The organism is Bacillus sp. BSL6 (genome assembly GCF_052928345.1).
The window spans coordinates 41715-54329 of record NZ_JAVGCW010000014.1; the positions used below are offsets into that span (position 1 = coordinate 41715).

The window sequence follows — 12615 nt, forward strand, 5'->3', positions numbered from 1 at the left end:
CCCACGGCGGTACTCTTTCAAAACGGGGCTCACTCCTCCGGGTTATTTAGGTGCACGGCAGGTAACTTAGTCAATTACCTGCCATTTTCTATTCAAATAACGCTTTTGTTTAATTAAAAACAAACCATCCTATAACGACCCCTATTCCAATTAAACCGATTGAACCGATGAATACGGCCCACTTAATCATTTTTCCTAAACCTTCAAAATCAGCACTACTATACATATAATCACTTCTCCATTTCTGTACAAAATTCAAATTTGGTCTTAATATCCGCTTTCCTGGCGTTGATGGTTTACTTCATTCTTTTTCATATATGCTTGTTCAATTTGTTCTTCAGTGAACCCTAACAATCTGCCTAAATACAAATACTGTTCAATTAACTGTTCGTATTCACTTTCCAAGTAATTTTCTTCATTTTCAACTTCACGATCTATATATAAAACGGTATGAGTTAGTTGTTTATACTGTCTGATAATGTGTGTTTCATTCTTCTCTGACTTCAAACAATGAACCGCTGAATATTTAGGTAAAATTCTTATAAAATCAGCTTCTAATAGGTCTAATCCTGTCTCTAGTACAAAATGCAATCCGTCCACATATTCCTCTAATAATGTTGCTTTCGGCTTAGGATTTTCGCTCCAATACTTAAAACCACGCCAATCGTTCGCACACTCCATAAACTCCACTAACATTGCAAGCATCATTTTCGGAAACTTATCATTTCCTTTGTATCCGATATGCTTTTTCAAACCTGCTTGTACCTCATATAATTTAGTTAATTCCATATAAATTCCGCTCCTTATAAGTAACTTTTCAATTTCTCTTTCTGTTTCTTCAACACTTCCAAGGAAAGTTGCGTTTTCCGTTTCTCGTTATTCAATCCAACCAAGTGATATTCCATTTTACGAATCTCATCCTCTACTACATCGAGTTCGCTTTGCACCTGCACCGCAGTTTCTTTCTTCACGCAATCCCTCCTACAGTCCTAAATGCTCCATGATCTTGCCGATATTCTCATCAAAACCTCTAAAAATATGTTTATCTTCATTGTTTTCAACAAACACTAGCGTTGGTAGTGTGCTAGATTCGATTATTGAAACTAAGTAGTCTCTAGCATCTTCGTTTTCATCAACATTTCTTTCAATGATTTCAATATCAACCGGACAATTCTCTAACATTTCTTTTGCTCTTTTGCATTTGCCACAATTTTCACCTGTATACATAACGATTTTAGTTGCCATTCTCTTCAGTCTCCTTCGCTTCTGCTAATAATTGAGTTACTTCAAACGCTCCGTGCTGCGTATATTTCATTGTTCTTCCTCCTCACGATCAGATAATAGGTCCTCTAATGCGATTGCCGTATTTTCTAATGTGTGCCACTGTCCTTTATGAAATCCAGATAACCCTAAATCCCTACTATCAAAAGCTTTGTCAGCTTCTTTTCTGCTCTCTACTGCCGATTCACGTAATCCTCTTATAAGCTCTTCAATCGCTTCTCTCATTTTCTCCATCTCCTTTTAACAGCCCCGCCAGTTCCTCGCAACTCCCTTCGAATAAGTCGCGCCCATCCGGTAGCTTGAATATGTGATTATCGATTAATTTGTTGATTAAAACGTCTTGCTCCATGTTGCCTCCTAGCTGATTTGTTTCTTTTTATACTTACGTGGTGGCTTTGTTGCTGCTTCGTAAGGCTTCATTCCTCTTTCCACTCTTTGATAAAAGGTAACGTCCTTAATCCCGTTCTTTCTCGCCAATTCTAAATGTGCTGCGTATCCTACTGGCTTTGTAGCCGCCTCATATAGATCCATACCATTTTTAACTCTTTTGAAAAAAGTCGGTTTACTTATTCCGTTTTGCTCAGCGAAAACTATCATCCCGGCATAAATGCCGCCATTTCGCTTTCTTACAGGTACCGTTATAGCGCGTTCTATCTCCCATCCGTATTCATTAACCCGTTGATATACATTTGATTTGCTAATGCCATTCTTAGCGGCTTTCTCGTAATCTTCATTAGTAATGAACGGTCCGCCATAATTCACAACGTTTCCTCCTTAACTTTCATAGAGCAACGTCTTCCCGTATTAATAACTGGCGTTGTTGCCGCTCGTTCGATGTCCCATTTTTGAGTGCAAATCCGTGAAAGAAACGTATGATATCCAATGCCGTTGTTCTTTGCGATATCTAACCACTTTTTCTCTATTTCACCTTTTCGTCTCACTGGTTTAGTTGCCGCGTTTTGATATGTCCAACCTAATCTCAATCTGTTATAAAAATTATGTTCCGGAATGCCATTCTCTAATGCGGTTTCCTTCCATTGTCCATGTTTACGATTCCTTCCCCTATGCGGTCTTAATGGAGTCGTTATCGCTTCCTCTACACTCATTCCCATAACAACAATTCTTGCGTATGCAGTTTTGTAAGATATTCCATTTGATTCTGAAATTGCTCTCTCTTCTTTTGTGAATATCCCCCCTCGTACTGGAGGTGTTGTTATCGCTTCTTTTATCGTCCAACCACTTCTAATCCTGTCGTACAACGTGTGGTAGCTAATCCCGTTGTTTAATGCTTTTTGTAAATTTTCTTCGCTTATCCAACTCGGCATTTTCTCCCTCCTAATCTAGCGCTAAAAATTCAGCCCTTGTACGATTTGAATGTTTTATCTCAATCTTCTGAATACCCTTTCCATGTTCTTTTACCGCTTCATTCCACGCTTCACTTTCGGTATCAGTATCAAAGCAGTCCATCTTTTGCCTTTCGTCTTGGTCGAAGAAGTGAACCTCGTATGACGTTATGACGCTAGGCTTCGCTAGGAATTGCTCGGCCGTACTTTTTGCTTTGTAATCGAAAGTCCCCAATATGTCGTCAAAGCTTAGTTGACTTCTCATTGTTCAAACCTTCTTTCCAAGTTAACGAACTTTCCATACTCCTTAATGAATGCCAATTCCACTACACCGACTGGACCATTCCTTTGCTTCCCTATAATGATTTCAATTGTGTTTTTGTTCTCTGTTTCTCGGTCATAGTAATCTTCCCGATAAAGGAACGCTATGACGTCTGCATCCTGCTCTATTTGCCCGCTCTCGCGTAAATCTGACATCATAGGTCTTTTGTCTTGGCGCTGTTCTACACCACGGCTCAGCTGAGATAGAGCAACCACACACACATTTAATTGTCGAGCCATCGTTTTCAGCGTCCGGCTAATTTCTGCAATCTCCGCTTGTCTGTTTCCCTTATGTACCGGATTCCCTGTTATGAGCTGTAAGTAGTCGATGATCACCATGATTTGTCTGCCTGGGAACTCATCGCATAACTTTTTAACTTTTGACCAAATGAAATTCGTTGTAATCCCTGCATCATCAAAGATACGAATATTTTTGTTATTCAAAGCTCCCATAGCCTGAGTTAACTTCGTCCAATCCTCTGGGTTTAGCTCGCCTGTTTTCATGCGATTCCCATCGATATTCCCGTTAATGCTAACCATTCTTTTTAGGAGTTCCTTTTGGCCCATTTCTAGTGAGAAGATAGCAACGACATCGCCCTCCCCGTACTCTCCTGCTGCATTATTTCCTACGTTTAAACAGAATGCTGTCTTCCCTACAGACGGGCGAGCCGCTACAATAATTAGTTCCTGCGGTTTGAATCCTGCCGTCATGCGGTTTAATTCAGTGAACCCTGTGTCCATTCCAGCCAATCCGCGAACTGGATTTTCTAATTCGCCGAAAACTTCTATAAGTCCGTCCTTGATTCGCCCGTCACTGTTCTTGTCTTCCCTACTTAAATTCAGTAGTGCAGCCATTTGAGTTTGTATAGCAAGTTCCGTATCGTTCCCGCTGTGAACCGCCTGTTTTAATGCTTCTGTATTTCTAACAACTTCTCGATCTCGCCACTTACTCCACACGATTTTTTCATAGTATTTAATATTAGAAGTACCTGGCGTAGTCTCTGATAATTGAGCAAGATAACCAATTCCACCGACATCCTCTATAAGCCCTTTCTCAGCCAATCTAGCGGTCAAAGTTACAAAGTCTACTGGTTCGTTTCCGCTATCGATTTCGAGCATTGTACGGAAGATATGGACGTGCTGAGGGCGATACATCTGCTCAGGTTGTAAATTAATATCTTTTATCTTGTCAGGGTCTAATAACAGACCTCCTAGAAGACCTTGCTCCGCTTGAATGCTATATAATCCCTCATAATCTAAAGTGTGATTCACTGTCTTCCCCTCCGTTTAATCCCCAATATCTTTGCTATTTCTTTTAGATGCTTTTCCCGTTCCTCCGGCGGCGCTACGTCTTTGCTATTTTCATCCCACCGATTGAACATTGTTTTTGTCTCCGCTACAGTTGGTCCTGTATATTTCACTTCATGATCTTCTTTTAATAAGTCAGCTGGTTTAGGAGGAAATTGATTGTATTTCGCATAGTTAGAAAGATTTTTAATCATTTCCTCGTATTCTTGTTCTGATAGAATAGTAGTCCATAAGTCAATTTTCATTTGTGTTACTTCAAATATCGGATATAACGCACTAATTGCCTTTAATAATTCAAACGTTTGCTTCTTAATCAAGGTTAAAGTCCTCCTCTCTTAGCTCTTTCTTACCTTTAACGACTTTCGGCTGATTTTTTGCTTTCTCTTTCTTGATCTTCACTATCAATGCATCAAACTGTTTTCTTAACTTAGCCGGAGAAAGAATGTTAGTACTCCAGAAGTCATCCTTTTGTGTCCAGTTGATAAGGTATTTAATTTGTTCATCCGTTCTATTGTCTTTCTCCCTCATTAAACGGAAGTCATTAGCCCATTTATCGAAGTTAGGTTCTTTTGCTGATGGATTGTTTAGTAACATTAATTCAAATAACAATTTCGCATTCTCCAGGTCAGAAGTTGAAAACTTTTGACAAGAAGGTTTTTTCTTTGTTGTAGTCTCTGTAGTAATCTCTGTTAAAGAATTAACCCTTTCGGTAAGTTCCATTTCACCCAAAGGGAGATTTGGATTTTCCCCAAAGGTCAAAATGGATTTTACCCTTTGGGTAACTTCGGAAATATTTAACTTAATATGATTTGTAGGAGCACCGTTGAACTTGAATTTTTGTACTTCTACAAGTCCTTTATTTATTAGAATCTTGATCGCTCTGTCATATTGCTTAGGTGTTATTCGGATTTCTTCTTTCCAATCCTCACGACTTTTAGCTAACCAAAACTCCCCGTTCTTTTTAACTCGCAACTTACTTTTCCCTTGTTCATTAGGCATGTACCAATAAACGATTTGTCCTAATAAAATTCCTGCGATTAAATCTTCAGTTATATCCACATAAGCGAGTCGCACCATATATCCGCTTCTTGCAAATGTTTCTAGTTGAAATATGTTGCTACTCACTTAGTTCACCTTCTTTAGCCAAAACTCGTAAATCAACCTTTCCTCTACACCGGCGTATCGATATCCACCTTTGATGTTCTTGTGTTCGGAATACAGATAATCTTTTCTTGTTTGAAATATTTTTTCGTATGGCTTCACACACTCGTAACCTTTATCTTCTAACTCCCTCACTCTTCGTATTGCCTTGATTAAATTGGTGCTTCTTATCCTAATTGGTTTTAAATGAGTTGAACGTAATTCCATCAATTTTCACTCCCGTTCGCATATTGCAAATCCTTTCGATACTTTCAGGACCCTATAACCTGGGTAGCGTTTCGGATTTATATATTTCAGTACATTTTGTTTTACTTCGTCAGTTGATTTGGCATCCTTCCAGCACCAAGCCGGAAGGAGTACCTTGCTTTGTTTTTCGATCATTGTTCAAATACAATTTCTGATTGTTCTTGGTTTGTTGTTTCTTCATTTGGTTCTTCCGCCTCAATAAATTCAGGTTCTGCCGTAATATCTTTTCTAACTACTTCGTCATGCTGCACTTGCGTTTGAACCTCAATACTGATTGGTAAGTATTTAAACATCGATCTCACGACTGTTTTCTTAGCCATTTCTTCATAATCACTTTTCCAAGGGCCAAAATCTTTTGATTTAGAACGACCTCTTCTCTTTTCAATCTCGCTTTCTGGCATAAATTCCATTTGATATCCACCATCTTTGAAGTGAGCTACTGCATAAGCTCCAATGAACTTCCCTCTATCTCCAAATGAAGGTTTATGTGTCAACTTAGGATGTAACCCTAATTCGTATTCAAACTCGTCATTTTCGTACACCGCGTGAGCATATATGCTTTGGATATGACCGGAACGTCTCGCTAAATCAATCATTCCTTTGTATCCGATGATGAATTGAACTTCCTTAACCCACTGAGGATTCTGTTTTGTACCTGCGTTTTTGTTAAATGGAAGCAAGTAGCAATGACCAAGTAATCCTGGTTCTAATCCTAGTTGTACTGCTGACATAACCGCACCCATAAGGGAAGGGACAGTACATTCGAGCAATGTAGGGTTTGTTCTAATCGTTGTAAGCGCTATGCGGCTCATACGTTCAATATCCATGTGTTTAGGTAAAACCTCTGCCATTCTCGGACCCATCTTTTTCATGTAGGCTTCAACTGTTTTCTCTGGAGTTGCTGGATTGTTATTATTACGGTTAGCTAATTGATTTTTAATTTCCTGATTTGTAGCCATTATTTACCCACCTTTTTCTTTTCGTAATATTTTTTAGAATGTTTTTTAGCGCATATTCTGCAATATCGTTCTCCTTTTTTGGTTAAATACGTATTTTCTTCTGTAAATTTATGCCCATGCTTGCAATGCGTTTTACGTGCGTTCTTTGCTGTGACCCCTTCGCTTCTAAGGGTATTTTCTTTTGGTGTTACAACTTCAAGGTGACTAGGATTTACACAAGATCTGTTTTTGCATTGATGATCAATTTGCATACCATCTGGAATAATTCCATACTCAATTTCGAACGAGTATCTATGAGAAAGAACCATTTTCTTTGAATTTAAGCGGAAATGACCATATCCGTTTTCACCGAGTGATCCATTCCAAATCCAACACGAGTCTGTTTTATCTACTTTTTCGAAAAAACGTTCTTCTGTTGTTTTTCTCGGATCACTTGTAGAACCGTGCCTTTTTAATCTTGCTAAATGCATCGCGCATAATCTTTTAGCGTGATTTGGCTTTGAACAACCATCTACACTACAAACTGCCATTGTTCATTTCCTCCCTATTTAACTGTGAACTTTCTGCTTTTAGATTCTTTTGTATACCGTTTGTACAATTCCGGTTGTTCTTCTTTTAAACGCTTGCTATCAATACGATTAGAAACCTGTGTTTTCCAAGAAACCTTATAGTTCTCTGTTTTTCCGATTTCATTTGATCCAAGCTTCGCTTTAATTTTGTTTTCGTACTCTGATTTTTGTTTCTCTAACTCTTTAATTTCTTTATCCACCTGATCACGAGCTTCTATTAATAACTCAACTTCATTCCCTAGCTCGACTTCGCTATCCTCAACCGAATCCGGATACATTTCTTTAAGTAATGTAGATGATGCTTCTGAACCATCAAACATTGGAGGGATACCCTTCTCAACGTGGTTTAACCAGAAGTCTTTTTCAATATCTATTAGGTACTGAATGATATCTTCATCACGTTCAATCTTTTTATAGATGAATTTATTACCACCGATTAACACCGCAATCCACCATGCTTTATAACCTGTAACTGCCATATAGTGTTGACACTGTAGAAGGTAAGAAGCTGGAATTTCTTCACCTTCCCACTCTTTCTTTAGGTATTCAGAAGCTGTTTTACACTCAAGTCCTATTTTTTCGCCAACAACTAGCCTGTCCACATTTGCTAACATCCAAGGGTAATCGGGATGCTGCAAGATTGCGTTGCATGTTCTAACCTTCAAATTGGTACGTTTACTGAATTCCTCTGCTACAATTTCTTCTAGCACATTACCGAAGTAAGCTGCTTCGCTTGGTAATTGATCTTTAACCGTTTCACTTGTTTTGTCGTAATAAACCGCAATTGGAGAACTCCATTTATTTAAACCTGCAATAGCAGCTGCATCAGATCCACCGATACCTGCTTTTCTTGCTTCTAACCATTGTTCATGGGCCATATCTTCAGTTGTTATAAGTACGTTCGCTTTCATCTTATTCACCTGCAACTTTCGTAATTGAATTCTCAACTACATACTCTTCAACACATTCCGTTGAGTTATGGATGTAATCTCCGTCAAAATCCAAGTACTCTTCACCCAAATAAATCTCTTGAGAGCATCCTTCACAATTACCAATAGAATCAATAGCTGATGAGTCATGATGATTACCAATTAATATTCCATTTTCAATCATTTCCACATTCCTCCTTATTTACTTGGAAGAAACAACGTTGTATAATAGAGGTACATAATAATCTGTTGTTTCTCAAACCATTCGATTAGGCGTAGTCGAATGGTTTTTATTTTGTTTTGATGCTGTACGCATCATCATGACCAGAAACGAGGTGGAGGAGGAAGGGTGTCCGCTCCTGATCATGATGACAAGCACAACGCTTGTCCTATTTAGCTAGGGTAATAAACTCCTTATGCATTTCCCAAATCCTATATGCACTTCTATGTAACCCTTTTTCTTTTAAATCACGTATCATTTTGATAATGTTCGCTTTCTCTTCTTTGTCCCGCTGCTGTCTATCCATCACTTTTCATCCTTCATAAACCTTTTGTCTATCCAATCCATCAGATGAATAAATCCTGCGACTAAAATGACAATTACCAGAATCATTAAATGTGAGAATGTGCTTTCTTCCATCATTTAAACCGCTCCTTCTAATGGTCTTTCTGGCGGATACCATCCAGATACAAATTTCATAGCGTTCTGATAATATTTACGTGGAATCTTATCGTATTTAGCTACTCCGAAGTGTTTCTTCAATGCTCCGTAAACCGCTTGATATGATGCGTTGCTATAACCTTCTTCTTTCAGTTCGAATACGCGACGTTTAACCTTTCTGGATAGAGCTTCTTTATTTTGTTCAGTGAGCCAAACTTCGTTATCTACAAGATGTTTCACTTTGCTCAGTTCCTCATTTGTTTGTTGCTGTTGTTCTTTAATTTGCTTTAATTCCTTCATACTGTGGATTACTGCATCTTCAATACTGATTGGCTGCTGTTGCATTTTTTGAATGTGTTCTTTCATTCGTTTGAATTCATTTAGAAACTTAATTTTCATTTTCATTGCTTCTGGTGTTATGTAGCTCATCGCTACGATTGCGAATGCATCCTCTGTTAAGTTGTATTTCGAATACCATTGCTTATTTTGATAATGTTGGTATTGGGTATGCTCAAAGTTGAGCTGACCCCAATCTGACTCATTTGCTTCAATTAGTTTTTCTAATTGAACCTCGATATCACGAATTACGTTCTTATGCTCTTTCCCGAACATTTGAGAAACTGTTAAACTATCTGTTACTACTTTGTTTCCTTCCATAAAAACAAATTCACTTACTGGATGTTGCGCTGCTTGTAATTGATTCATTTTATTTCCTCCCTATTCTATTTTCGAGACGTCTCTTTTTGAGACCTGTAAGGTAAAAAAAAAGACTACTTTGTTAATTCATCAATAGTAACTTCATACAAACCAGCGAGTAAAGACAATCTATGTAAGTTAGGTTCACGCTTCCCTGTTTCTACTTGAGAATATGAGTTTCTATTCGTGTAACCCATTGTTTTAGCTACTTCAACCTGCGTGAAACCTTTAGAAAGTCTTAGCTCCCTAATCTTTTCAGTGTTTAATTTCATTCGGTATCACCCTTTGTTCATTTCGTTAAATCGAGTATAACACAGGGAGTCTCTTTTTGAGAACCCCTAAATTTTAAAAAAATAAAAGTTTTTAAAAGTGTTGTCATTTTGAGAACATATTTGTTAAATTTAAGATATAGGAAATGTATTTATATAATTATTTTTGGTGTTAGTAAATAAAAATTACTAATCAATATTAAGGGGAATAAAAATAATGGATTACAAATTAATTAGTAGACGTGTTAAAGAGATAAGGACTGACATACTACAACTTAGTCAAAGAGAATTTGCTGAAGCTTTAGGGATGCAGAGTCGATCTGCAGTTTCAATGTGGGAAAATGAAGAAAGTACAAAATGCCCATCTAAAAAGATGAGCTTAGAAATTGCAAAACTTGCTAATGTATCTGTTTCTTATGTGTTAGGCGAATCGGATGAAAAGAATCCTGATGTCGCTGCGAAAGATGAATGGGAAAAACTTATGATGCAAGTTAAAACGAAATCACCTGAGAAGCAAAAAGAACTTTTAGATCTTATTACTAACTTAGTTAAAATATCTGGCGATTGATAGCTTTAGTTGCTACCAATCGCTTTTTTTATTTCTGATAATATATCAAAAGATACTGAATCCCCTTTTTCAGCGCTGTTTATTACATCCATTAATGCATCCCCTAATTTATCAACTACAGTTGTGTTCTCTAATTTCTCCATCCCTAAATCCTCCAATGTTATCTTTATAGTTTGTGAATTAAATCACAATGTTTTCTCAAATATTAAATTTGATATTTAGGAAATATCCCTAGAAACAGCGAATGCGATCGCCTCTATTGAGACAATCGCATTCATAATATTTATATCGTAACCCTGAAACGTGGGATATTAACCCATTCCGCCTCCAGGATCAACCATCATTTTGTACGTATTTTCTTGAACAACCTTTGCTGTTTGTGCCGATTGTTCTTTTTGCTCTTTAGCAGGAGATATGTATAGTACTCCAACTAACGCAAATGTCGCTACTATAGCTAACACTTTTTTCATTTAGCATCACCCACATATATTATACCATTTTTATTAAATTCTACCAACATCTTTCTGGGTAATTTACTATAAAATCTGTTGCCAGCGCACTCAAAGTCCACTATTGACTCTTCAATTAATTCAATATCCTTCAATGCATAACCTAATATACATTTTTTCGTAGGGCTTAACTTCCCATCTTTTCTTTCAGCTTCCTTTAAAAGTTTTACCGCTACATCAGAACGACCGATTCTCACTTGATAGAAAGCTTCTTCGCACACGTTATATATTTCAATTTCCTCTAGTCCTTTATTACAGACTAGTTTAATAAAAGCAAAAGTGTTTATAACGCTTTCTTTTCTTTTTATCACTCTTTCAAAGTGACAAGCATCCAGCATTTCTAAGGATTTATTGATATACCAAGATGCTCTTTCGTAACTTTCGAAAGTGTAGGACTCCGCAAGGTAAACTAAAGCTGATGCCCTTAAAAGAGAAAAACAATTTTTATCGTCTTTCATATTCATTATTTCATGACACAATTCTCTGGATTTTTCGACGTTGTCTTGCATTAAGTAAGCATAAGATAATCCTTCTTTAATTCTTCCTGAATATGCTGTTCTAATGAAATCATCTGGTATTTCTTCAACTTTTGGTTTTAATACTTCGGCATATTCAAACAATGAATTGAATTTTTCTAAATCATACATCGTATAGAAAGTTAATATTCCATATAACACTTTCATTTCTTGTGTCTTAATTACTTTGCTCCCTTTACGATCTTCCAATTTCTCTAATAACCCTTTACCACTAACGACACCCTTACTTCGCATCCATACCAATTCATATACGTAAGCCCATTCTCTATTCATCGCCAACGAGGAGGACTTTTCTATATCTACGATTAACTTTAATAGTTCCAAATCACCAATAGCATTTGCATATTCCATCGCAATTCGCATATTCTGTTTACTCGTTGTAACTGAACAAAACCTATGTAACATTTCTTTTCTCTTTAATGCATCATCATACAAGATGTTAAGCAACTTAATCATATTCCAAAAATTAAATTGACTCTTGCCTGATAAGTTTTTCGATAGTGAACCACCTTTGATACCTAATTCCTTCGCGATGTCTTCTTGATTTCTTCTTTGGAAATCAATTTCGTCAATAAGTTCATGCAAGAATTTGCTTAATGCTTTCTTTTTAAATTCCTCTTGTTTTTGTTTAGGCGTTTGATTCATCAGATTTGCTCCTTCTGGAACAAAGACGCTTCGCTCTTTTTTTCTCAAATTATAATTAGGAAATTCATACCATAGTAATGCTTTAGTAATATCGGCATGTTATAATGTAATTGTTACTCATGAAGTGACCGAAAAGAGACTTATGGCAGATGTTCCCCTAGTGAGTCGGGCGAACGGTGTAAGAGTGGTGCGAACACTACTTACACACGCTGTGAGTCTTTTTTTCGTTCCGTTTATTATATTTGTTTTCATAATATCACATTTTTGGCAAATTTCAGTCATGCAGTTATCTGATAATTATTGAGAAAGTTGTAAAACCGTTATATACCAACGTTTATCAGCTTACATGAAAATAAAATATGCAAATATGCATGAAACGTTCTAAGACCTCACATGCATATTTTACCACTAAACATTCAAAATGAGAACACTAGTTCTTATTTTTATTTCCACAAACAGAAACTTTAACTACCATTTTATCATTAAAGGTAGTTAAACGCCCATAAATAGTAGTATAGTTGTTTAGTATTTATACTTTAAACTATGAGACACTTTGGACAGATTCTAAAAAAACTAAGGAAGTCACGTGGCTTAACTCAAGAGCAACTTTCCCA

The 12615-nt window shown here is 36.9% G+C and carries 21 protein-coding genes; 1 reads left to right on the forward strand and 20 read right to left on the reverse strand.

Translation table 11 applies throughout. The features are described 5' to 3' along the window. Positions 1–267: 267 nt before the first annotated feature. The 17 genes from RCJ96_RS26085 to RCJ96_RS26165 all read right to left on the reverse strand — a co-directional run bounded on the left by RCJ96_RS26085 (position 268) and on the right by RCJ96_RS26165 (position 9746). The gene (locus RCJ96_RS26085) at positions 268–789 is read right to left on the reverse strand and encodes a dUTP diphosphatase (RefSeq protein ID WP_416504674.1); all 522 of its coding nucleotides are present in this window, start codon (positions 787–789) and stop codon (positions 268–270) included. 14 nt (positions 790–803) lie between these two features. Next, the gene (locus RCJ96_RS26090) at positions 804–971 is read right to left on the reverse strand and encodes a hypothetical protein (RefSeq protein ID WP_000712301.1); all 168 of its coding nucleotides are present in this window, start codon (positions 969–971) and stop codon (positions 804–806) included. 10 nt (positions 972–981) lie between these two features. Beyond that, positions 982–1245, reverse strand: coding sequence for a glutaredoxin family protein (locus RCJ96_RS26095; protein ID WP_242302941.1), 264 nt, complete (start codon positions 1243–1245; stop codon positions 982–984). Between the two features lie 66 nt (positions 1246–1311). Further along, complete coding sequence (locus RCJ96_RS26100; protein WP_242302942.1) at positions 1312–1506, reverse strand: glyoxalase; 195 nt, start codon at positions 1504–1506, stop codon at positions 1312–1314. Further along, complete coding sequence (locus RCJ96_RS26105; RefSeq protein WP_106102765.1) at positions 1490–1630, reverse strand: Fur-regulated basic protein FbpA; 141 nt, start codon at positions 1628–1630, stop codon at positions 1490–1492. The genes RCJ96_RS26100 and RCJ96_RS26105 overlap by 17 nt, the downstream gene beginning before the upstream one ends. 8 nt (positions 1631–1638) lie before the next feature. Then, on the reverse strand, positions 1639–2043 hold the full coding sequence (locus RCJ96_RS26110) for a hypothetical protein (protein ID WP_242302943.1): 405 nt from the start codon (positions 2041–2043) through the stop codon (positions 1639–1641). Then, complete coding sequence (locus RCJ96_RS26115) at positions 2040–2606, reverse strand: nucleoside permease (protein WP_277932929.1); 567 nt, start codon at positions 2604–2606, stop codon at positions 2040–2042. The genes RCJ96_RS26110 and RCJ96_RS26115 overlap by 4 nt, the downstream gene beginning before the upstream one ends. Positions 2607–2616: 10 nt before the next feature. Continuing rightward, on the reverse strand, positions 2617–2889 hold the full coding sequence (locus RCJ96_RS26120; protein WP_001257508.1) for a hypothetical protein: 273 nt from the start codon (positions 2887–2889) through the stop codon (positions 2617–2619). Next, positions 2886–4217, reverse strand: coding sequence for a replicative DNA helicase (gene dnaB / locus RCJ96_RS26125; RefSeq protein ID WP_446699900.1), 1332 nt, complete (start codon positions 4215–4217; stop codon positions 2886–2888). The genes RCJ96_RS26120 and dnaB overlap by 4 nt, the downstream gene beginning before the upstream one ends. Then, positions 4214–4570, reverse strand: a complete 357-nt coding sequence (locus RCJ96_RS26130; RefSeq protein ID WP_163258462.1) for a replicative helicase loader/inhibitor — start codon at positions 4568–4570, stop codon at positions 4214–4216. Before RCJ96_RS26130 ends, dnaB begins: the two co-directional genes overlap by 4 nt. Beyond that, positions 4563–5378, reverse strand: coding sequence for a hypothetical protein (locus tag RCJ96_RS26135; RefSeq protein WP_446699901.1), 816 nt, complete (start codon positions 5376–5378; stop codon positions 4563–4565). Before RCJ96_RS26135 ends, RCJ96_RS26130 begins: the two co-directional genes overlap by 8 nt. Before the next feature lie 413 nt (positions 5379–5791). Continuing rightward, entirely contained in the window at positions 5792–6619 is an 828-nt protein-coding gene (gene recT, locus RCJ96_RS26140; protein WP_446699902.1) for a recombination protein RecT, read from the reverse strand. Next, positions 6619–7149 (reverse strand): HNH endonuclease signature motif containing protein, encoded by a 531-nt coding sequence (locus tag RCJ96_RS26145; protein WP_446699903.1) that lies wholly within the window; start codon positions 7147–7149, stop codon positions 6619–6621. The genes recT and RCJ96_RS26145 overlap by 1 nt, the downstream gene beginning before the upstream one ends. Before the next feature lie 14 nt (positions 7150–7163). After that, on the reverse strand, positions 7164–8099 hold the full coding sequence (locus RCJ96_RS26150; RefSeq protein WP_446699904.1) for a YqaJ viral recombinase family nuclease: 936 nt from the start codon (positions 8097–8099) through the stop codon (positions 7164–7166). A 1-nt stretch (position 8100) separates the two neighbouring features. Then, complete coding sequence (locus RCJ96_RS26155) at positions 8101–8301, reverse strand: hypothetical protein (protein WP_252213252.1); 201 nt, start codon at positions 8299–8301, stop codon at positions 8101–8103. Between the two features lie 459 nt (positions 8302–8760). Beyond that, complete coding sequence (locus tag RCJ96_RS26160; protein ID WP_446699905.1) at positions 8761–9483, reverse strand: Rha family transcriptional regulator; 723 nt, start codon at positions 9481–9483, stop codon at positions 8761–8763. Between the two features lie 65 nt (positions 9484–9548). After that, on the reverse strand, positions 9549–9746 hold the full coding sequence (locus RCJ96_RS26165; protein ID WP_000774091.1) for a helix-turn-helix domain-containing protein: 198 nt from the start codon (positions 9744–9746) through the stop codon (positions 9549–9551). 214 nt (positions 9747–9960) lie between these two features. Here RCJ96_RS26165 and RCJ96_RS26170 point away from each other — a divergent pair, with 214 nt between their 5' ends. Then, positions 9961–10311, forward strand: a complete 351-nt coding sequence (locus RCJ96_RS26170; protein ID WP_000384874.1) for a helix-turn-helix domain-containing protein — start codon at positions 9961–9963, stop codon at positions 10309–10311. 5 nt (positions 10312–10316) lie between these two features. Here RCJ96_RS26170 and RCJ96_RS26175 read toward each other — a convergent pair whose 3' ends face one another. The 3 genes from RCJ96_RS26175 to RCJ96_RS26185 form a co-directional block, all read right to left on the reverse strand. Then, the gene (locus RCJ96_RS26175; RefSeq protein ID WP_165570324.1) at positions 10317–10454 is read right to left on the reverse strand and encodes a hypothetical protein; all 138 of its coding nucleotides are present in this window, start codon (positions 10452–10454) and stop codon (positions 10317–10319) included. Positions 10455–10622: 168 nt separating this feature from the next. After that, entirely contained in the window at positions 10623–10781 is a 159-nt protein-coding gene (locus RCJ96_RS26180) for a hypothetical protein (RefSeq protein WP_165570325.1), read from the reverse strand. Then, positions 10778–12001, reverse strand: coding sequence for an AimR family lysis-lysogeny pheromone receptor (locus tag RCJ96_RS26185; protein ID WP_446699906.1), 1224 nt, complete (start codon positions 11999–12001; stop codon positions 10778–10780). Before RCJ96_RS26185 ends, RCJ96_RS26180 begins: the two co-directional genes overlap by 4 nt. Between the last annotated feature and the right edge of the window lie 614 nt (positions 12002–12615).